We start from the raw sequence: 1,178 nt of genomic DNA on the forward strand, positions 1-1,178 counted from the left end.
CCCACATGACCAGCACCTGCGGGCGCAGGATCCGCCGTTCGGCCGCGAGCCATGGGGCGCAGGCCCGGATTTCGTCCCGGCCCGCCTTTTCATGGATGCGGCGTGTGCCACGGCGCTGGAATTTGAAGTGTTTGACCGTGTTGGTGACGTATGTGTCCTCGCGCCGGATCTCCGCCTCTTCCAGCGCGCGGTCAAAAAGCTGGCCCGCCGGGCCGACGAAGGGCCGGCCGGCAAGGTCTTCCCTGTCGCCGGGCTGTTCTCCCACGAACATCATCCGCGCGCCGGGCTGCCCCTCGCCAAATACGGTCTGGGTCGCCTGCCGGGCCATGGGGCAGATCAGGCATGTTTTGGCCGCCAGCGCCACCGCGCGCAGGGACGTGATCCGTTCGATGTCCAGATCCGTCACCAGTGGCAGGGCAGGGGGTGGCAGGCAGCCGAAGGAAAGTGGCGCGGGCGCGCCATGGGGGCCGTGCAGCAGGTTCGTGCCGTTCCAGCATATCTCGCGTTCCGGAAGGACAAGCCGCCATGGGGCGAGCGAAAGCTGGTAGGTGATGAAGCGCGCGTTGCTTTCCGGCGCGTAGGTTCCGCTGTCCAGCGTACCGGACCATCCGGCGTCTTCGCCTTCATGCTTCATGAGGGTGAACAGGTTCTGGCGCAGGTGCCGGGTTTCCGTGCGGACCGTATCGGCGGCCTCGTTGATCCGCTCCAGGGCGGTCGCATCGGGTGGCGTGCCGGTCACATGGGCGTAGATCAGCCCGTAGGCGAGGGCGAAGCGGTCCGGCAGCATGGATTGCAGCACGTCGGCGGCCATCTGCATCATCTCACGCGGGATGGAGAATGGCTGGCAGTTCTCGCCCGGTACGGGGGCGGGCGGGGTCTCGCCGGGTGCCGCGACCTGCCATGTGATCGCATCCGGCGGCACGTGGCGGCCAGCAAGGTCGCGCGTGGCGGCCCGCCATCCCGCGAAGTCGAACGGATGGGCAAGCGTGATGACGGCTGAGGGCATGGGTGGTCATTCCGGCAGTGATGGCAGGCGGCCAGCACCTGTCAGGCAAGGCCTATCGCCCGCATGCTGCGCCACATCATGTAGAATGCCACAATAAAAACCAGACAGGCAAAAAACATGCGCAGGCGTTCGGGCCTCTCGCCCATATGCCGCGCCACGGTGGCCCCGCCCA

The 1,178-nt window shown here is 67.1% G+C and carries 1 protein-coding gene; it reads right to left on the reverse strand.

Annotated elements, in window-relative coordinates; genetic code table 11:
- Positions 1–1,006: uracil-DNA glycosylase family protein (locus JCM25156_RS17355; protein ID WP_025814150.1), on the reverse strand; the 1,006-nt coding region annotated here is incomplete at its 3' end.
- Positions 1,007–1,178: the final 172 nt, after the last annotated feature.

The sequence above is a fragment of the Komagataeibacter kakiaceti JCM 25156 genome (genome assembly GCF_000613305.1).